This is a genomic window from Peptostreptococcus russellii, assembly GCF_003012055.1.
GTDB classification, from domain to species: Bacteria; Bacillota; Clostridia; order Peptostreptococcales; family Peptostreptococcaceae; genus Peptostreptococcus; species Peptostreptococcus russellii.
The window spans coordinates 543,379-564,324 of record NZ_JYGE01000003.1 but is presented as its reverse complement, the minus strand read 5'-3'; the positions used below and the strand labels follow the sequence as shown (position 1 = coordinate 564,324).

Below are 20,946 nucleotides of genomic sequence, written 5' to 3'. Positions count from 1 at the left end.
TTTTATTATTTTGATATTATTTATTGAACAATTAGTATTTCTTTAGAAAAACTTTTTTTAGTAGTGCTATTATAGCTACAAAGATAAGGCTAAATGCAACAACCAAAATAGTACAAGCAAAAACCTTATCCAGTGCATAGGAACTCTTTGCCCTAACCATATACACTCCAAGTCCAGCCGTTCCTCCTAGCCATTCAGCTACTGTGGCAGCGACAAAGGCATAAGTAGAAGATATCTTTAATCCTGTAAAAAACTTATCTAAAGACATGGGAAACTTAAGATGTATAAAAGTTTTAATCTTATTAGCCTTCATAATTTTGAACAGATTTAAATAATCTCTATCTATACTATCTATACCATCCGTGAAATTAATCAGAATTGGGAAGAAGCACGTAAGTATAACGCAGAGAACCTTTGACTTTATTCCAAAACCAAACCATATTACAAGTAATGGTGCTATTGTAATTGTGGGTATCATCTGCGTGATATACATTATTGGATACAAACATCTTTTGACAATAGGTATAAAGTCCATTAATGTTCCTATTAAAAGGGCTATAACTACAGATATAGAAAGTCCTAAAATAGTTTCAGTAAGAGTAACTTTACTGTGCATCAAAAGAACGGGCCAGTCTTTCTTAAATTCCTCTACAATATCCAATGGTGATGGAAGTATATATGATGGAACATTCATTTTACTTACAGATACTTGCCATATAACTAAGAGTGCCAAAAAAGTAAGTATAGGATAGAGAGCGTCTTTTACCCTATTTATGATTTTTGAGTTTTTCATCTATAGTGATTCCGCCCTGCTTTTGGTCTACTCTAAAGATTGTTATTACTCTTTCACATCCCAATTCAAAAGGTAGTTGATGAACTTTTTTACCCAATTCGAATACATCATCCAAGTCACCTTCAACAGTTGTGCTATTAGCACCTATTTCACATTTTAGTCCACTATTTTCAATTAACTCTATACAAGCATCGACTACTTTATACATTTCATCTTCACTTCCATAAGGTCTTAGTGGCATTACAGCAATATCAGCTATAACCATTTTAATCATCTCCTTTTTAAGATATAAATAAATGCCTCACAAGTGTGAGACATTTTAAAAAAATTCCTACACTGGCATTATCCAATGGGTTTAAGGGTCGAAACAGTTTTTCCTCTCAGCAAAAGCTCCCCTATCAATATCTAATTTTTATTCTAAAATATATTATAACATAGAATCTAGTTTTTTTACAAAATTTCTTGCTATATAAGCTGTTATACCCCAAATTACATATCCATTATATTCATAAAAGTATACAGGATAGCTTGGATTGCCCCATGTATAGCTTTCAGATATACACATTTTTTTAAATGGGAATTTTTCATCGGGTTCCACGCAGACAGAATTTCTATATTCTTCGGGATCTGTATCTAGAAAGTAACGAACAGGCACCAAAAATATCTCAGCAACTTCATCATTTTCTATATTTAGGTTTATATCTTCGTTTACTTCTGCCAAAAAGCAGTGTATAAGTGCTCTTGCAGGAGCTAAATAAGTGTCAATTTCAGATATTATTTTTATATTATCTTCACTACACATCAATTCCTCGCAAAACTCCCTCACAGCAGCATCTTTTGGGCTTTCTCCGTGTTCAATCTTACCACCTGGAAAAGAGACCTCCCCTGGTTGATGCTTTAGATTCTTTGATCTTAGCTCAAAGATAAGATGAGCTTCACCATTTTTGTATATGACAGGAATAACAACGGATGAATAAATTACTTTGTCAGCACCTATAAGAGTGGGGACATAGTCACTGAAAAGTTCACTTAAATTGTACATATAATCACCTCACATATTAAAATAAGAGGACCAAAACGAAAATTTTTAGTCCTCGGAACAATTAAATCTATTTATTAGAATTCAAATTTTTTTTATCTTTTTTTGCTCTGATTAGGGTACTCTTAGAGATACCCGTAATATCTTCAACTTTTTTATAAGAATAAGAATTTAGCATTTCTAATGCTTCATCTATCTGTTCTTGGGAGTATTTCTTTGGTCTTCCCTCTTTAAATCCATTAGATTTTTTGGCCTTATTTTTGCCTGATTGTATTCTTTCTACCAAAAGTGCTTTGTCAAATTCATCTACTGCAGCTAATGTATCATATATTACATTTCCCAACATAGAATTATCTATAAGTCCAATATTAAGTATATGAATATTTATATTATTTTCTTTTAATTTTTTTATTATGATATAAGCATCTTCAATTGATTTTGCAAAACGATCTAGCTTAGTTACTACTAGTGTATCACCTGAAGATAATGATTGCATTAATTTTTCAAACTCTGGTTTGACATTCATATCTAAAGATTTTTCCTTAAACATAATGCTATCGAAGTATCTTTCTGAAATTTTATTTTCTTGTTCTTCTAGATAACCAAGTTCAATCTGCTTGGGCGTTGTAGCTCTGCAATAGCCATAAATCATAAAATAACACCTCCCATGTTTATATATTAGTACGCATAAAAAATACCCATAAGTTATATTCAAAAACATTGTACTTCAAATTTAAAATATAAGTAATTATTTATAGATATTATTTATTATACCACAAAAACAATATTTAAAACAATCATAACTTATGAATAAGTAAAATTAAATTAATAATATGATATGAGTCCTAGCCTATTCAATATTTCATGATTTAGTATCATAAGTTATATTTAAAATAGGAGTTTTGATATTTAGTAAAACAGACAATAAATATAGGCAAACAGAAAAATTTCTGCTTGCCTATATTATTTATATAAAATTTATTTATGCTTGTACGATTTTTTTAAGTTGATCTTGTATATCATCACTTTCGATAAAGTCTTCAAAGTTCATTTTTCTATCTACTATTCCAGTATCACCTATAAATATTATTCTATTTGCAATAGAAGATATAAACTGGTGGTCATGGGATGTAAATAAAAGTACTCCATCAAAATCTTCTAGAGCCTTATTTACAGAAGTAATAGATTCTAGGTCAAGGTGATTTGTAGGGTCATCTAATATTAATACATTGGCATTAGATAACATAAGCTTAGATAGCATACATCTAACCTTTTCTCCACCACTTAATACGCTAGCTTCCTTTAGAGCTTCATCTCCACTAAAAAGCATTCTTCCCAAGAAACCTCTGATATAACTTTCTATCTTTTCTTCAGAATATTGTCTTAGCCAATCAACTAGAGAAAGATCATATCCATCAAAGTATTCATTGTGATTCTTTGGTAAATAGTCATGAGAAGTAGTTACACCCCACTTAACTTCACCTTCATAATCTTCATCTTTTCCTGATAGGATATCAAATAGTACAGTTGCTGCCATATCATTTCCCATAAATACTGTCTTATCATCTTTATCTAATCTAAAGCTAATATTATCTAAAACTTTATTTCCATCGATAGTCTTAGATAAATTAGTTACTTCTAGTACTTCATTTCCTATTTCTCTTTCAGGCTTAAAAGCAACATAAGGATACTTTCTTCTAGAAGGCTGTATTTCTTCTATATTTAACTTTTCTAGCTGCTTCTTTCTTGAAGTAGCCTGCTTTGCCTTTGATGCATTTGAACTAAATCTGGCAATAAACTCTTTTAACTGAGCGACTTTTTCTTCAGCCTTTTTATTTTGATCTTTCATTAACTGAAGTGCTAGCTGGCTAGATTCATACCAGAAGTCATAGTTTCCTGTATATAGCTGAACCTTACCAAAGTCAACATCTACTATGTGAGTACAGATTGTATTTAGGAAATGTCTATCATGTGATACTACTATTACTATAGTATCATCAAGATTTATTATAAATTCATTAAGCCACTTAATTGAAGCATAATCTAAATGGTTAGTAGGCTCATCTAGTAAAAGTATCTCAGGAGAACCAAATAAGGCCTGAGCAAGTAATACCTTTACCTTATCTCCTCCAGACAACTCATTCATTAATGAATAATGTAATTCTTTTTCAATACCTAGTCCCATTAGTATCTTTTCAGCGTTAGTTTCTGCATCCCAACCATCTAGTTCTGCAAATTCTCCTTCTAACTCTGCTGCCTTAATACCATCTTCATCTGTAAAATCTTCCTTCATATATATGGCATCTTTTTCTTTCATAATTTCCCATAGTCTTTCGTGTCCCATAATTACAACATCAATTAGTGAACACTGATCATATTCAAAGTGGTCCTGCTTAAGCACAGACATTCTTTCTTTTTCTGTTATAGATACATTACCTGTATTAGGCTCTATTTCTCCTGATAGTATCTTCAGGAAAGTACTCTTCCCTGCTCCGTTTGCTCCTATTATACCGTAGCAATTTCCTTTTGTAAATTTTAGGTTTACTTCTTTGTAAAGTTCTTTGTCTCCAAATCTTAAACCTACATCAGTTACTTGTAGCATTATTGTATTCCTTTCTATAAAAACATAATATTTTCTAAACTAATTAATAAAACTTTTTCAAAAATTAGGTTATCTTTAAAATTCAATTACGCGTTAAAAAAGGACTATTGTAATTTCAATAGTCCAATTTTACTACTAGTTCTATATTAACCAAAATTAGTCTAATTTTCAAGCGTTTTTAGTAAAAACACAAGTAATTCTTTGAAAAGTGTCTAGTAGATACAATTTATAAGAATAATAATTTTACTAAGAATAAAATTCCAAGCACTATCATTACGGCTGATACGTGCTTTCTATCTTCTGGCTTTGAAAATAGATTGTATAAAAGATTAATTATAACATATGAAAGTATACCTATTGTAAGACCATCACCTATACTATATGTAAGAGCCATACTAATCACTGTAATAAAGGCTGGTAAACCTTCTGTTACGTTGTGTATATCAATTTCGTGCATTGAACTAATCATAAGGTATCCAACGTATATAAGTGCTGGTGCTGTAGCACAAGCTGGTATTGCTATAAATATTGGTGAGAAAAACATTGCTACAAGGAATAAAACACCAACAGTAATTGCTGTATATCCAGTTCTTCCGCCCGCTAGTACACCTGTAGATGATTCAACGTATGTAGTAACAGTTGATACTCCAAGTAAAGCACCTATCATTGTAGCTAAAGAGTCTGATAAAAGAGCTCTACCTACATTTGGAACATTACCTTCTTCATCTAGCATATTTGCTCTTGAAGCAACTCCAACTAGTGTTCCTACTGTGTCAAAGAAGTCGACAAATAAGAATGTACAAACCACTACAAAGAAGTTACCAATATCTTTTGGATGTGCTAAAAATGCGAAGTCAACTTTTCCAGCTATTGGCTTTATTGACTGATATTTAAATATTCCATCCGGAAGATATATACCAAGTGCAGAGGCTGCTTCTGGGTTCATATATGCATATATCCAAGCCATTACTGAAGATACGGCTATCCCTGCAAGTATTGCCCCTTTACGTCCTTTTTTATCCATAATACCAACTATAAATAATCCTATAAAAGCAAAAATGACTGTAGGAGAAAGAGCTCCCATACTTACTAATGTTGCTTCGTTTGCAACTACTAAACCAGATCCCTTAAGACCTAAAAATGCAATAAATATTCCTATACCTGCTGTAACAGCATGTTTCATGTTAAGTGGAATAGAGTTTACAACTGCTTCACGAACTTTAAATAAAGTAAGGAATAAAAATATAATACCTTCTACAAATACAGCAGTTAATGCTGTTTCCCAAGGAACTCCACCTTTAAGAACTACTGTGTACGCAAAGAATGCGTTTAATCCCATACCTGATGCAAGTGCAAATGGTAGGTTTGCCATAAATCCCATAATAAAGCATCCTATTGCAGCAGCTAGACAAGTACCTGTTACTAGGGCACCCGCATCCATACCTGCAGCAGCTAGAGTACTTGGATTGACAGCTATGATGTAAGCCATTGTTAAGAACGTAGTAATACCGGCAACTATTTCCTTTTTCATATCTACATTTTTTTCAGTTAGTAGTGGAAAAGCCTTTTGAATACCACTTAATTCTTGATTTGAATTCATTTAATACCTCCGTTTAATTAAATTGATTATATTTTATATTTTATAGGGTTTTAAAATCTACTATAAATATTGTAGAATTTTCCCTACTAAACATCTTATAAAAAAATTCGTGGTTTTTTAGGATTTGATCTACAAAATATAAACCTAATCCAGTCCCACCAGTATTTTTATTTCTAGAGGACTCAACTCTATATAGAGGGTCAAAAATTTTTGTCAGTTTTTCTTTGTTCAGCGAAATACCAGTATTTTCAATAGAAAATCGGACAAGCGTTTCAGATACCCTTTTATTAATTTCAAATAAATTAATAATTATATCTTCATTTTCAGGTGAATATATAATTGCATTGGATATCAAATTGTTTAAAACAGTCTGCATATCTTCCTTATTTGCAAAAATTTTCTTAGTATTGTATATATTTAAGTTCATAGAAATATTCTTACTATTATATAAGAACTTGTGCTTAGAGACTACCTCTTCTAATAAAGCGTTTATATCAAGCTCTGTTTTGACCAGGCCGTCTGTAAGCAAATCCCTTTTTGAAATCTCGATTGTTCTATTTATGAGAAACTTGAGCTCTTGCATATCCTCATAACACTTATTTAGATAGAAGTCTCTATCTTTATATTTTCCTACATTATATATCATACCTTCTAGTTGACCACTTATAATAGTTATAGGAGTTTTGAGATCGTGCGATATAGCAGCCATAAACTCCTTTTTTCTAACCATCTGTAAGTGCTCTTTATCTATAATATCTACAAGGGGTTTTGTAATTAAGCTCATAAATAAAAAAGATGCAATAATGGAAAAAATTACAACTAGTACTATAACCATAGGCAAAATATCAAAAAATTTAACCTTGTTTATAGGTTTATATCCACAAGTAGAATAATATATATTAGGTAGTATTAAAAAAACCATTGTGGTTATAACAGCTGTAAGAAAAGTAATTAATATAGATGTAGTTAAAAATAAACGTCTTTTTAATTTTAATTTACTCCATAATTTAATCATTCTTTTCAAGCGTATAACCTATACCTTTCACTGTCTTAATATAAGGCAATTTTATCTTTTTTCTAATATTTTTTATATGGGCATCTACAATTCTAGTATCACCATAAAAGTCATATCCCCATATGCTGTCCAATAGATTTTCTCTTGTAATAACCTGAGGATACTTTTCTATTAATTCCTTTAAGATATTAAACTCTTTTAGTGTGAGCTCTATGGATTCTCCATCTATATCAACAGTATATGTATTTAGTCCTAAAGTCATATCTTTGAATACAAGTGTATCTTTATTGTCAGCTTTTGTTGTTCTCTTCAGTATAGCCTCTACTCTTTTTACAAGTAAATTAAAAGAAAATGGCTTAGTTATGTAATCATCACATCCTAGTTCAAATCCTTTCATTTGATCGGCTTCATCTGTCAAGGCGGTCAAGAATATAATAGGTATATTTGAAGAGTTTCTAATCATTTTACAAGTAGTGAAGCCATCTAGATTAGGCATCATGATATCTAAAATAATAAGATCATATTTTTTTTCTTTGAACTTTTGTATACCTTTTACTCCATCCGATACAGCATCTACATAGTAGTCTTTTGCTTTCAAAAACTCGACCATTAGCTCTTGTATGTCTTTGTCATCTTCAATGACGAGAATATTATATCGGTTCATAATTTTGTCTCCTTTTTCTGTTGGAATTTTATAATCATTCTATCAGATAGGGAATATTATAGCATAGAAAATAGTTTCAATCAATTTTATAAAGCACTATCTACAATTTACTTTATTAAGCAAAAAGCTATGTATTTTTTTAATTTTATGGTGTATAATCAAATAAATATATAAATTTAATGGAGGTATTTTATGAAACACATAGTATTGTTTAAATTCAAAAGAAACGAAAATAAAAAAAACTTGTCAAAAATTCTTACTGGGACGTATGAAAAGCTTAAAAATGAGTTTAATGTTATCAAAAATTACGAATTCAAGCTTAATTGTCTAGAAAATACTGACAATATGGATATTATATTATTTGTTGATCTTGGAGATGATTATATTCTTGAAGATTATATAAAACATCCTGCTCATCAGGAATTTTTAAAGGAATTTAAAGCAGAGGGATTAGTAGATAAGGCGGTAATCGATATTCAGTAGTAATTTCATTGGAAGGAAACATATTTATAAGTTTTATCAATCTAATATAAATAAGATAAGAATATTATAAGTAACTGATATTAAAAGAAAAAAGAAGCGAGAGAGAATCTAGCTTTAAGAAAAATAAATAAAAGGGACTACTCTATATAGAGTAGTCCCTTTTTAAATATATATTTCAAATATTAATTGTTTTTATATGCTTGGAATTTCTTCAGTCTAAGGGCATTTGTTACTACACTCACTGAAGATAAACTCATAGCCGCAGCTGCAATCATAGGATTTAGCAGAGGTCCTCCAAATATATAGAAAAATCCAGCGGCAAAAGGTATACCGATGATATTATATCCAAATGCCCAAAATAGATTTTGCTTTATATTTCTAATAGTTTCCTTACTTAGCTTGATTGAGTTTGCAACGTCCATCAAATCATCTTTCATTAATACTATATCTGCTGATTCTATGGCAACATCTGTACCATTTCCAATAGCTATACCAACATTTGCCTGTGCAAGTGCAGGTGAATCATTGATTCCATCCCCTACCATCGCAACAAATTCATCTGAAGATTGTAGGTCTTTTATTACTTGAGATTTTTCTGAAGGCAATACATCTGCCTTTACAATATCTATGCCAACCTCTTTGGCAATTGCTTTTGCAGTTTTTTCATTATCTCCAGTAATCATAGCTACTTTTATTCCCATACTATGAAGCTTTTCTATGGTTTCCTTACTACTGTCCTTTATAGTATCTGCCACTGCAACGATAGCCGTAGCATTTTGATTTATAGATATATACATAGGAGTTTTGCCCTGACTAGCTAGTTTTTCTGATTTTTCAAGAAGATCGCTTTCTATTTTTATAGAATTTGATTCTAGCAGTTTTTTATTTCCAAGCAATACCTTATTTCCTGAAATATTAGCCTCTATACCCTTACCAGTAATACTTTTGAATGAATCTGGATTTTCTATAGCAATATTATTTTCTTTAGCATATTCTACTATTGAATCTGCTAAAGGATGCTCAGAGCTTGACTCGGCAGAAGATATAAATGATATTATTTCTTCTTTTGAGAAATTATTATCTACTATATATAAATCAGTAACGATAGGTTTGCCGTTTGTTATTGTACCAGTCTTATCGAATGCTACAGTTGTAATCTTGTGAGCTGACTCTAGAGAATCTCCACCCTTTATCAAGATACCATTTTCTGCACCTTTTCCTGTACCGACCATAATAGCTGTTGGTGTAGCAAGTCCCAAGGCACACGGGCAAGCAATTACTAATACAGATATAAATATAGTAAGAGCGAACTCAAATCCTGATCCTCCTATAAAATACCATAATAATGCAGATACAATAGCAATAGTCATTACTATCGGCACGAACACACCTGACACAACATCCGCCAAATTTGCTATAGGTGCCTTTTTATTTTGAGCATCTTCAACAAGCTTAATAATCTGATAAAGAGTGGTATCCTTACCGACCTTTTCAGCCTTGAATTTTATAAAACCATTTTTGTTAATACTTGATCCTGTTACATAGTTATCTATAGTTTTTTCTACTGGAATACTCTCTCCAGTAAGCATTGATTCATCCACGGAAGTTGAACCAAATATTATTTTACCATCAACAGGTATCTTTTGACCTGGTTTAACTATTATTATATCTCCAACTTTTACTTCTTCTATTGCAACTTCTTTTTCCTTGCCATTGACTTCTACAATAGCTGTCTTTGCTTGTAGCTCCATAAGTGATTTGATAGCTTGAGAAGTTTTTTCTTTACTTCTAGCTTCCAAATATTTACCTAACATTATAAGAGCTATAATCATAGTCGCACTCTCATAATATAGAGGTAGATGCTTGTGAGTTTCTAATAGCATATTAAGAAATGTTTCATTGGAAAACATTCTGTAAGTATTTGCCAAGCTATATAAAAAGGCTGCTGATGTTGATACTGCAACTAGTGAGTCCATATTTGGTGATTTATTAAATATTGATTTAAATCCATTTATATAGAAGTTTCTTCCTGCTATTAGCACTGGTATTGTAAGTATCAACTGAACAATGGCATAGTTTTTAGGATTATGATGAGGTGAAATAAACTCTGGCAGTGCAAGTCCAATCATTGGTCCCATAGAAACTATAAAGACTAATGTTGCAAAAACAATTGCGACGATGAATCTTCTAAGCATATTGTCATTGCCCTCTAACTCATCTTCCTCATCTTCTAAAATCATATGAAAGCCTACTTTTTCTATTGATTTTCTCAAATCATCTATATTAGTTATTTCAGGGTCATACTCCACACTTGCCTTTTCGGTAGCAATATTCACTGTGGCAGACACTACCCCCTCAGTTTTCTTAAGAGATCTTTCAGCTGACTTTGAGCATGCAGCACAGGTCATCCCTTCGACCATAAAGTCTAATTTTTTATTTTTTGAATTACTAGTCATAGCATTATCCTTTCTCAAATTAACATTGTTAAAATTAATCTACATTATATATACCCTAATATTAGTTTATAATTTCAACAATTTAAAATTGATTTTTTATAAAGAAGAACTTTTCTTAGTAGTATAAAATAGAATATTTATACTTTTGAAAACATCTATCATATACTAACTATTATACACTGATTCCGTCAAAAATCAACTACTATTGTAAACGTATTTTGAAAAATCACTAAGTTTCAACGAAAGTCAGTGATTTTTTGCAAAAAAAAAACTTTATACGAAACGCTTTCAACAGAAAAACGTGTATACAATAGTAATTTTATTTGTTATAATATAAAAGTTGTTGTAAATAAAATACAAGATGTAAATTACATTTTATATATTAGATTTTAAAGGAGCGAGTTTAGTGAGTATGAAACACAATATAATTAATATTGCAGTAATTGCCCATGTTGATGCAGGTAAGTCTACCCTAGTAGATGCTTTCCTAGATCAAAGTGGAGTATTTAGAGAAAATGAAGTAATAAGAGAACGTGTAATGGATAGTGATGATATAGAACAGGAAAGAGGAATTACAATATATTCTAAGAATTGTTCTATAAGACATGGAGATTACAAAATAAATATAGTTGATACACCAGGACATAGTGACTTCTCTTCTGAAGTTGAACGTGTTCTTAAGACAGTTGATACAGTTGTTTTACTAGTAGATGCTACTGAAGGTCCTATGCCTCAGACGAGATTTGTTCTTCAAAAGTCATTAGAACAGGGATTGAGACCTATTCTATTTATCAATAAGATTGATAAAAATGACCAGAGAGCTGAAGAGGTAGTAAATGAAGTATTTGACTTATTTGTTGAGTTAAATGCAAACGACGAACAGTGTGACTTCCCTATAGTGTACGGTATAGCTAAGGAAGGTATAGCGAAAAAAGAAATGAGCGATGATAGTAAGGACTTAACTCCTCTATTTGAAACAATAGTAAATCATGTAGATGCATATCCTGATTATGATAATGAACCATTACAGGTACAGATTTCTGCACTTGCATATGATGATTATATAGGAAGATTAGGTATTGGTAGAGTTTTCAAGGGGAAGCTTAATTCATCAGAACAAATTAATATATGCTCTGAAGGTAAAGAACCAAGAAAAGGCAAGATTTCAAAGCTTTCAGTTTATGAAGGATTGGTTCAGACTAATGTTTCTGAAGCTTCTAGTGGAGATATAGTGGTTATAGCTGGTATATCTGATATAGAAATAGGTGAAACTATCTGTAATTCAGATCAGAATCTTCCAATGGGAGAAATATTAATAGAAGAACCTACTCTATCTATGAACTTTATGGTAAATGATTCTCCATTTGTAGGAAGAAGTGGTAAGTTTGTTACTACAAGACACATAAGGGATAGACTAGAAAAAGAATTGGAAGTAAATGTTGGACTTAGAGTTGAAGCTTTAGATACGACTGACGGTTACAAGGTAAGTGGACGTGGAGAACTTCATTTATCTATACTTATAGAAAATATGAGACGTGAAGGATATGAATTAGGTGTATCTAAGCCACAGGTTCTTATGCACAAAGATGAAAATGGAAAGACTGTTGAACCAATAGAAAGAGTAATAGTAAACTGTCCTGAAAACTATTCTGGTACTGTAATCAGTGAATTAAATACTAGAAAAGGTATGATGGAATCTATGGAAATAGTAGATGGCGGATATGTCAAGATAGAGTTTTTAGTACCTACAAGAGGTCTTCTTGGATATAGAAGTGAATTTATAAATATTACAAGAGGTGAAGGTACTCTACTTTCTTCATTTGATAGATTTGAAGAATATAAGGGTGAAATCCCATCAAGACTAAATGGTGTTTTAATATCACAAAGTCCTGGTAAAACAATGGGATATGCATTAAATGCGCTATCTTCAAGAGGTACTCTATTTGTAGAGCCAGCTGTTGACGTTTATGAAGGTATGATTATTGGAATGAACTCAAGAAAAGAAGATATGGTAGTTAACCCTACTAAGAATAAAAAGATGAGTAATGTTAGAGCTTCTGGTTCAGATGATGCTATTAAACTTGCTCCTCCAAAGAAGTTTACTCTAGAAGAATCGCTAGACTTTATAGATGATGATGAACTTGTAGAAGTAACTCCGGATGCTATAAGACTTAGAAAGAAAGTTCTAAATGAACAAGATAGAATAAAATATAATAGATCTATATCAAATAAGGTTATAGATTAATTAGAAAAGCCGAATCAAATGATTCGGCTTTTTATTGTTATTTATCTTTTTTACACAAAATTGTTTCTTGATATAATACTGACTTTATATTCAGGTTTATAGAGAATTCTTCTTCTAAACTATCTATGTTTTCTCCAAATCTATATATAGAAAATCTATTTCTTACATCTTTATTAAAATCCTTGCTAGGAATATCCATTACATGTGTAAATGCTGTTCTTCTTTCCAAAAAATTAATATAGTCATTAGATGGATAGTAAAGTATCAACTCTACTTCTCTAGAAAAATTTTCTACAGATTTAATAATTTGGTTGACTACAGCTATAAAAATATTTACTGAAAAAGGATTAAAAAAATAAAATTTATTTTCAAACTTACTTACCTCATATTTTTCAGCATATTCATTTACATAGAATAATTTATCAATGGCTCTAGGATTTCTCTTATTATAACTTTCAAAATTCAAAAGAGCCTTCTTGTGAAACTCTTCTATTATCTCTACGCTTGTACATCCACAGTTAAAAAAGAAGTTTACGAAGAAAGAAAATCTCCCCTTGCCCGAACCAAAGTCAACAAAATAATCCTTATCACTTACAGTATAGTGTTTAAATAATACTTCTAAGGCTTCATAAGGAGTCGGTTCATAGCGACTATAGTATTTAATATTGTCCAACCTAGTCTCAGCTTTAGAAGTGTTTATATGAAGCATTTTTTCAATAACAGATTCTTTCATATTAAAAACCTCGATTACAAATTATAAAAATCTCTTTCTGATTAAATAGATAGTTGAAACAGTGCATACAACTACAGAAACTACCACTACCATCCAAAAACCTATTGGATTTTTATCAAATGGTATTCCTGGAACGTTCATTCCCCAAAAACCAGAAAGTATAGTAGGTACTGCCATTATTATTGTTACAACAGTTAGATATGTCATAACATTATTTTGATTGTTACTTATAATAGCACTAAATGCGTCCATAATACGGCTCAATATATCTCCATATATTTTAGCCATTTGTTGAGCCTGTTTATTCTCTATTATAACATCTTCCAAAAGATCTTCATCTTCCTCGTAATGTTTGATTACATTTAGTTTTAAAAGTCTATCTAAGGTAGCTTCATTTCCAGTTAAAGATGTTGAAAAATAAACCAATGATTTCTCTAACTGCAAGAGCTGTAAGAGTTCCTTATTACGCATCGATTGATAAATTTCTCTTTCAATAGAGTTGGTAGTCTTATTTATTCTTCTAAGGTATAGTAGGTAGTAAGTTGCATTTCTATATAGTATCTGAAGAATAAATCTAGTTCGCATAAAAGTATAAAAATCTTTTATATGGCCAACTATAAAGTCATTTAATATTCTTACCTGCTTGGAACAAACAGTTATAATACTGTCATTAGCTAAAATAATTCCAAGAGGAACAGTAACATATATTGATGAATTTGAGTCAGACATATCAAAAGGTACGTCTATTAAAATTAAAGTATAATCTTCATCAGATTCTATTCTAGAGCTTTCCTCATCATCAAGTGCAGCCGTCAAAACATCTAAATCAAGTTTTAGCATATGGCTTATATCTTCCAGTTCATTTGATGTAGGTTCGGTAAGATTTATCCAACAACCAGCCTCATAACTATCTAATTTTTCAAGTTCTAGGTTAATTGACTTGTAGTATCTTATCAATAGCATCACCCCTTTGCTTGAATGGCTTATACGTCTATATTTTCAACTTCGCCTTGATCAACTGCCATCCACGTTTCTTGACCAACAAAGTATTCGCTTATATCTTCATTTATATCTAAGATATAAAGTGGTTCTATATTTTCTTTAAATCCCTCTTGTTTTAAAGGATGTATATTAAAATCTGACATTAACAGATTATCTTCTATAAAATTTAAATTTTTAACATCTCTAATTAACTCAGCAGAATTTTCATAGTTCAGCTTTGCTAAAGAGTTAAACATATTCATAGATTTCTTGAAATAAAATGCAGCCAAGAAATATTCGCATCTTTTATTCCCTTTTTCCGTACCCATTTTTAGATATTTTTCAGCCCTATCATATTCATAACTTCTAAATAATAACTGGGCAAGATTATACATGGCTTCTGTACAGTCTTTTTTTATAGCTTTTTCATAATACTCAATAGCTTTTTTGGGTTCATTTAAAAAATTATCATATAATATTCCAAGTGTATTTAATGCAAATATATTTTCTGCTTGTGCGGGAGATTCTAAGTACTGTCTAGCTTCTTCATAGTCAGTTCTTTTAAAGAAAAGCCTTCCCAAATAAAGCTTTGAAAGCTCGTGTCCACTATCTGAGGCAACTCTATAGTATCTAATAGCCGAGTTTTCATTTCCAAGCTTTTCATACACTGTAGCTAGCTTAAAACAGGATGCAATATCTCCGTTATCAGCAGCCTTTTTGTACCAACTAATCATATTATCTATATTGCCTTTTCTTTCATATAAGTTGGCGATTTTTATTTGGCAATTTATATCATCTGGCATCATTTTATAGTAGTCAATAGCTAGATTATAATTTTTAAGGGCTCTACATAAGTCCCCCATATTTTCTGCTGAATTATAACAACCTTGATCAATTGCTTGTTTAAAATAAAAGCCAGCCTCTTTATAATTTTTATCTTCAAATAAAATTCCAGCAAGATTATTTTTAGCTTCTTTAATTCCATCATCTGCTGCCATTTTATAGTATACTCTTGCATTGTCAGTGTCATTATTTTTATTGTACAAGTTTGCAAGTCTATACTTAGCAAGCTTATTTCCTTGTGCTATAGCTAATTCATAATAATGTATTGCATCAGAAGCTTTGTCTGATTTGTCTAGTAGATACCCCAATCTATATTGAGCTAATTCATTACCTTCGTCAGCCGCTATAATATATGCTTTTTCAGCTTCTTCATCATTGCCAGAAATCTCATATAAAATCCCAAGATTTATACAGGCATTTATGTGTTTCTTTTTAGTCAGCTTTTTATATAGTTCTATAGATCTAGTGTAATTTTTTCGATTCATTTCTAAGATTGCCATATTGTATATAGCATCTTCATCATTTAATTCAACACCTTTTTCATACATTTTTTCTGATATTTCATCATTGCCAAGCTCTTTATTTAATAATCCAAGATTAAAATATGACTTTGCGAAACCTTCACTAGCAGCCTCTAACAATACTTTTTCTGCCATTTCATAGTCTTCAAGTATATAGTATATTACTCCCATATTATTTCTAGCAGATAGTATGCCTTTTTCTGAAGCTTTTTCATACCAATATAAGGAAGTATCATATATTTCATTATTATAGTACATATTTCCAAGATTAAAAGCTGCAAAATCAACACCACTATTAAAGGCTAGTTTATACCAGTTTTCAGCTTTTTCTAGTTCACCTGCATTATCATACAACTGTCCAAGTATTAGCTGGGCTCTGTCGTATCCTGCTTCAGCAGCTTCAACAAATTTCCCAACTGCCAAGTCAGATTTTCCAATTTTCTCATAAAAATTACCCTTTAAATAATCCATTTTTGGATTTTGCGACATATGATTTTCACCCCTTTAATACTCAAATAAACACAATTATACACATAATATTATATCATATCAAAACTTAATTTACTACTATGTATTATTTCCTTAAAAAGATAGGAAGCCTTCTATTTTAAAATATAAAAATATAGTAATATGAATATATTTTTAAAGATGTCAATATATAAAATAGCTGTTCATATTACTATAAAACTTTTTTTAAGATTTATCAAGTAGTCGGATAATCGGAATTTTCCTCTCTAAAATAAAGTTAATTTCATATAGAAAGACTTTAAATGAATATAAAAGAATAGATTTTTGCACAAATTTTTTATAAGTCAAATTTTATAAGTCAAATCAAGTAAAAGAACTTGAAAGGCTAGGATTTATGATTTCATATCCTAAAGAGAAATTTTATCATATATTTTATTATTAGAAAAATATATGATAAAAGCGGTAAACATCTGTATTTATTATAAATTTATATCTATCGCTAAATCATATGGTATAATTTTATTTATAGTCTTATAAAACATATAAAAAGAAATCGAGGTGTTTGTATGAATGAATCTAGTGAAAGTTATAAGTCTCTTTTTTTAACATTTTTTAAAATAAATATGATTACATTTGGCGGTGGCTACACAATTGTTCCTGTGATAAGAGATGAATTTGTAAATAAGAAAGAGCTAATTGATGATGAAGATATGTTAGATATTGTGGCAATTGCTCAATCAGGACCAGGACCAATGGCTATAAATACGTCAATATTAACAGGTTATCGTCTAAGAGGCTGGAAAGGAGCCTTGGTCTGTTTGTTAGCATCCGTACTACCTTGTCTTATAGTAATTTCTTTGCTCTTTTATGCTTATGAAAGTGTATCAGAAAACACTATAGTAAAATCAGCACTTGGATGTATGAGTGGAGCGATTAGTGCAGTTTTATTTATTACTGTATTTCAGATGGCTAAGAAGGCTCTTTCAAAACATAAAATATTCGGCTTCATATTAATGATAAGTGCCTTTTTACTTGCTTATTTTACAAATATAAATACGGTATATATTATAATTATAAGCGGTCTTACAGGATTAATAATATTTTCTTTAGTAGAGGAGGATAAAATAAAATGATAAATGAACTTACACTTCTCTATCTTACATTTTTAAAAATAGGTGCTTTCGCTTTTGGTGGTGGATATGCAGTATTGCCTCTTATACAAAAATATGTTGTAAATGATATGAGTTGGCTTACTATAGCAGAGTTGACGGATTTAGTATCTCTATCCCAAATAACACCAGGTCCAATAGCTATTAACGCAGCTACATTTATAGGTATTAAGGTTGCAGGCATACCTGGAGCATTAGTAGCTACTGCAGCAGAGGTTACTCCAAGTTGCATATTAATGTTAGTCTTGGGATATTTCTTATTTAAAGGTAGAAAAATAAAGGCTATGGATAATATATTAAAAGGTTTAAAGCCTGCAATACCAGGTCTTATAATGATAGCAGCTATTGATATGTTTACTTCATCTGTATTTTCTCCAGAAGGTATTAAATATGTTGGTCTTGTTGGATTTGTTGTTGGTGGTATATTATTCTTATCAAAAAGAGTAGATATTATTAAAATAATAGTAATAAGTGCCAGTTTGGGAGTATTACTACATTTTATTATATAAATCTATATTAGATAGTTTTTAGAGTGAAAAAGACAGCTATGGATATCCATAGCTGTCTTTTTTATTTAAATAATAAATTTCTTTCCTATAAAATTGAACTTTACTGCTAATATGTAAATAGTGAATAATATGTAGAAATAAGGTTGGTAACTTGATAGTTTAAATCTTCAACTCTTATATCTCCATTTAATCTTTTGAACTTATTCATAAATTGATCCTTTGCATTAGCACCATATGAATATCTAGACCTATAACTTTCAATTTTATTTAGATCTTTTCTAATTTCTGGATCTAAACTCACAATAAGGTTATTATAGTCAATTTTGTCATACACTCTAAGAGTAGAAACTATATGGTCTAGGGCTGCCAAATATCCAGAGTACTGAACTCTAGGATCAGAGTTATTGACGCAAGCCATATATGCATAGAAAATAGCTTCGTCTTCTCTTGCAACACCTCTTTGATAGGACATATACTTTGCTATTACAAAAGGAAGGTACTCACTAGGTATACTTTTATTCAAACTAATTTCATTAGTTAAAATATAATGTCTGGCATCTAATCCAAAAAATGAAAATACAGGACTTTTTAAAGAGACCTTTGCATTTGAATATTCTCCAGCTAAGACTGGAAATGTATCAGAAATAGCTCTAAATCCTTCTTGAACTTGTTCAGAAGCACCTAAAATATTTGCTGTTGTAAATCTATTATCTTTACTTTTGGCTAAGACTCTAGTTTCCTTTATCTTTTCAACCAAAATATTATATACCTCTACCCTTTTCGCATTATCTACATCTACTCTTACATTAGTAGCATACTTGTTATTATATTTATCAATTAAAACATCGCTTAATTCTGGTGTGTGGTAATTAAGTCCAAATAGTATAACATATACAAAGAATACTATTGAAAAAGTATTTACTAACATCCAGAATAGCTTATACAAGAAATTAAAGATATTTGCTGTATTTAAGAGCTTTTTGATTAGAGTAACCATACAATAGACAAATACTACAATAAAAACTATTGTTAAAATATCGCCTATTGGAAAAGCTATCTGACCTGATAAAAAGCTGAGTTTCTCCCTAATAAATCTATTGATAACATTAGTATATATAAGTTCAGTGGCCGATTTATAGTTTGATGAAATAGCTACTATAAATATCGATATTACAAATAAAATAATTGTCCTGACCCTAAACCTAAACAACAATCTCACCCCCAATTAACAGACTATATTATACCATAAACAATCGCATAAATGATAATAAAATTTAAATTTATTTATAATATTAAAAAATCACACCTTACTATTAAGTAAGGTGTGATTTTTAGTAAATCTAATTATATTAATGTTTATGAAAACAACTATATAATTAGATTACTTATTGATATCCTCTACATCACATAATATAAAGTCGAAAAGATTTGATCTTACAGGTCCGTCGATCAATCCCTGATATACTACTTTATTTGCCTTTTTGTCATAGATGTTAATTTCTAGAGCGGGATTACTTCCTAGATTTTGGTATCCATAATTTATATTTTCAGTTGATTTATGATTCATATTTTTGAAAATATCAATGCTTACAACTTTAAAAAATATTATCTTATCATTTTTACTTTGGTTTAGTAATAAATAATAGTTTGGCATATCTGATGAAACCGAAATCATATATGGAGTTTGAGTAGAATCTTCGTCCATATTTTGCCTATTAATGTCTGTTTTTATAACTTTATTATCTTTAGAAATTGCATAAGTATCATTAATCATAGGTATTTTTGTATCTACTTTTTCAGAAAATTTTAGTTGATTATCCTCAAGTATATACTTGAAAATAACAATACTTCCATTTTTTATATCAGTATGAATAATATTCAGTTTATTATCTTTTTTGTCGTAATAAGGAAAATTACCTTCAACAATTGATAATACACTTATAGGTCTATTATCATCATCGCTTTTAGGAAGATTTTCAATATTTTGCGGAACAACTGTATTTTTTTCTGTGTCAAATATAAAGTATTTGCCTTTATATTTACTTTCTATTGATACTATTATCTTATCAAATGCAGATACATAACCGATAGATGGCATTTCATTAAACTCATCTGAAATATCTACACTAGAAATTTCTTTATAGTTTTTATCCTTAAAGTTCATTTCAAGTACAAAAATTTTTCCATTATATTTGTATTTTTTTCCTTCTGTAGAGCTTTTATTTGCCAAGTCCTTTTCCTGTTTATCTCTAAATTCATTTTCATTATCGACTACTACAATGCAATATTTTTTATTATTATGACCTATATTGTATACACTTGTATTGCTATCTTTTTTTATATATTTGTATAAGTCACTATCCTTTTTAAGTTTAAATTTAAAAAGATTATCATCATAATTGTATAAAGCTTCCTTAAAATCTCGATCATAGAAATTAATAAGAAGTTCATCATTATCATTTGAAATATAAGAATCACTATATACACCAGTGCTATCATTTTCTAGCGGTATATATTTTTTTGTCTTACTTGATAGATATAGACTGTTATTCTTATCTTTATTTAAATTAAGCTTCTCTGAATTTTTACTGGAAATTAAATAAGATCTTGATTTAATATCTTTATCTTCAGTTCTATCAGAAAACATTCTGCTTGAAATGTTAGAATTAACAAGATTTATATTATCAAGTTCTTTTTCGTCACCTGAAATACTGGTAACTTTAACGCTGTTATCTTGAGCATTTTTAAATGTAAGAGAAAGAGCAATTAAAATAATAATCAGTGCAGAAAAGATTGAAAGTCCATATTTAGATTTTTTAGACATA

Annotated in this window: 18 protein-coding genes; 4 read left to right on the top strand and 14 right to left on the bottom strand. The window is 30.0% G+C overall.

The annotated features are described in order from the left end of the window. Positions 1-31: 31 nt before the first annotated feature. From UF10_RS04430 to UF10_RS04395, 8 genes are all read right to left on the bottom strand, one after another. Positions 32-733 (bottom strand): ABC transporter permease, encoded by a 702-nt coding sequence (locus UF10_RS04430; protein WP_242969042.1) that lies wholly within the window; start codon positions 731-733, stop codon positions 32-34. Between the two features lie 34 nt (positions 734-767). Beyond that, complete coding sequence (locus UF10_RS04425) at positions 768-1,058, bottom strand: MTH1187 family thiamine-binding protein (protein ID WP_106776604.1); 291 nt, start codon at positions 1,056-1,058, stop codon at positions 768-770. A gap of 162 nt (positions 1,059-1,220) precedes the next feature. Further along, the gene (locus UF10_RS04420) at positions 1,221-1,835 is read right to left on the bottom strand and encodes an NUDIX hydrolase (RefSeq protein WP_106776603.1); all 615 of its coding nucleotides are present in this window, start codon (positions 1,833-1,835) and stop codon (positions 1,221-1,223) included. Between the two features lie 67 nt (positions 1,836-1,902). Further along, on the bottom strand, positions 1,903-2,484 hold the full coding sequence (locus tag UF10_RS04415; RefSeq protein ID WP_106776602.1) for a recombinase family protein: 582 nt from the start codon (positions 2,482-2,484) through the stop codon (positions 1,903-1,905). A 330-nt stretch (positions 2,485-2,814) separates the two neighbouring features. Beyond that, positions 2,815-4,434 carry an ABC-F family ATP-binding cassette domain-containing protein gene (locus UF10_RS04410; RefSeq protein WP_106776601.1) on the bottom strand — a complete coding sequence of 540 codons (1,620 nt, stop codon included), beginning with the start codon at positions 4,432-4,434 and terminating at the stop codon, positions 2,815-2,817. A gap of 226 nt (positions 4,435-4,660) precedes the next feature. Beyond that, positions 4,661-6,034, bottom strand: coding sequence for an NCS2 family permease (locus UF10_RS04405; RefSeq protein WP_106776600.1), 1,374 nt, complete (start codon positions 6,032-6,034; stop codon positions 4,661-4,663). A 40-nt stretch (positions 6,035-6,074) separates the two neighbouring features. Next, entirely contained in the window at positions 6,075-7,049 is a 975-nt protein-coding gene (locus UF10_RS04400) for a sensor histidine kinase (protein WP_146130768.1), read from the bottom strand. Next, a complete protein-coding gene (locus tag UF10_RS04395) occupies positions 7,042-7,713 on the bottom strand; it encodes a response regulator transcription factor (protein WP_106776598.1) in 672 nt (223 codons plus the stop codon). The genes UF10_RS04400 and UF10_RS04395 overlap by 8 nt, the downstream gene beginning before the upstream one ends. Before the next feature lie 192 nt (positions 7,714-7,905). Between UF10_RS04395 and UF10_RS04390 the strand changes: the two genes are divergently transcribed. Continuing rightward, the gene (locus tag UF10_RS04390; RefSeq protein WP_106776597.1) at positions 7,906-8,196 is read left to right on the top strand and encodes a Dabb family protein; all 291 of its coding nucleotides are present in this window, start codon (positions 7,906-7,908) and stop codon (positions 8,194-8,196) included. Between the two features lie 182 nt (positions 8,197-8,378). Here the strand turns inward: UF10_RS04390 and UF10_RS04385 are convergent, their stop codons facing one another. Continuing rightward, entirely contained in the window at positions 8,379-10,652 is a 2,274-nt protein-coding gene (locus tag UF10_RS04385; protein WP_106776596.1) for a heavy metal translocating P-type ATPase, read from the bottom strand. A 406-nt stretch (positions 10,653-11,058) separates the two neighbouring features. Here UF10_RS04385 and typA point away from each other — a divergent pair, with 406 nt between their 5' ends. Further along, a complete protein-coding gene (gene typA / locus UF10_RS04380; protein ID WP_106776595.1) occupies positions 11,059-12,897 on the top strand; it encodes a translational GTPase TypA in 1,839 nt (612 codons plus the stop codon). Positions 12,898-12,934: 37 nt separating this feature from the next. Here the strand turns inward: typA and UF10_RS04375 are convergent, their stop codons facing one another. Genes UF10_RS04375 through UF10_RS04365 form a run of 3 tightly spaced genes read right to left on the bottom strand, consistent with a single transcriptional unit; the run spans position 12,935 to position 16,464 of the window. Next, positions 12,935-13,630 (bottom strand): methyltransferase, encoded by a 696-nt coding sequence (locus tag UF10_RS04375; protein ID WP_106776594.1) that lies wholly within the window; start codon positions 13,628-13,630, stop codon positions 12,935-12,937. 21 nt (positions 13,631-13,651) lie between these two features. Further along, positions 13,652-14,587 (bottom strand): magnesium transporter CorA family protein, encoded by a 936-nt coding sequence (locus UF10_RS04370; RefSeq protein ID WP_106776593.1) that lies wholly within the window; start codon positions 14,585-14,587, stop codon positions 13,652-13,654. 26 nt (positions 14,588-14,613) lie between these two features. Next, a complete protein-coding gene (locus UF10_RS04365; RefSeq protein WP_106776592.1) occupies positions 14,614-16,464 on the bottom strand; it encodes a tetratricopeptide repeat protein in 1,851 nt (616 codons plus the stop codon). Between the two features lie 545 nt (positions 16,465-17,009). Here UF10_RS04365 and UF10_RS04360 point away from each other — a divergent pair. Continuing rightward, complete coding sequence (locus UF10_RS04360) at positions 17,010-17,576, top strand: chromate transporter (RefSeq protein ID WP_106776591.1); 567 nt, start codon at positions 17,010-17,012, stop codon at positions 17,574-17,576. Beyond that, positions 17,573-18,121: a chromate transporter gene (locus tag UF10_RS04355; RefSeq protein ID WP_106776590.1), complete on the top strand. Its 549-nt coding sequence runs from the start codon at positions 17,573-17,575 to the stop codon at positions 18,119-18,121. The genes UF10_RS04360 and UF10_RS04355 overlap by 4 nt, the downstream gene beginning before the upstream one ends. A gap of 106 nt (positions 18,122-18,227) precedes the next feature. Here UF10_RS04355 and UF10_RS04350 read toward each other — a convergent pair whose 3' ends face one another. Both UF10_RS04350 and UF10_RS04345 read right to left on the bottom strand, forming a co-directional pair. After that, positions 18,228-19,331, bottom strand: a complete 1,104-nt coding sequence (locus tag UF10_RS04350; protein ID WP_170062447.1) for a DUF3810 family protein — start codon at positions 19,329-19,331, stop codon at positions 18,228-18,230. A 171-nt stretch (positions 19,332-19,502) separates the two neighbouring features. Next, entirely contained in the window at positions 19,503-20,945 is a 1,443-nt protein-coding gene (locus UF10_RS04345; protein ID WP_106776588.1) for a hypothetical protein, read from the bottom strand. Position 20,946: the final 1 nt, after the last annotated feature.